We start from the raw sequence: 286 nt of genomic DNA on the forward strand, positions 1-286 counted from the left end.
TGGTGCCCTGGACGCGTGGCTACCACCAGGTTCGCCAGCAGGCGAACGCAGCGATCTTCTCCACCGTCCGCACGGCCCAGCGAGAGGCCGATTTCCAGTGGGTCGGGCCGATCGCCCATGGTCATACGCGCTTCTACACGCTCAAGGAGGCCGGGCTGCAGGTCACCAACCTCGACGATGTGCGTCGCCTCGGCACCCTGGCGGTGCCCAAGCGCTGGTACAGCTACGAGCTGCTGGCCGAGCAGAAACTGGACAACCTGTACGGTGTGTCGACCCCTCAGGACAT

The 286-nt window shown here is 65.4% G+C and carries 1 pseudogene; it reads left to right on the forward strand.

Going from position 1 to position 286, the window contains the following annotated elements:
- Positions 1-286 (forward strand): annotated as a pseudogene (locus tag J0A65_RS27135) (amino acid ABC transporter substrate-binding protein); the annotation flags it as partial.

The organism is Bowmanella yangjiangensis (assembly GCF_017255015.1).
In the GTDB taxonomy this organism is placed as follows: Bacteria; Pseudomonadota; Gammaproteobacteria; order Enterobacterales; family Alteromonadaceae; genus Bowmanella; species Bowmanella yangjiangensis.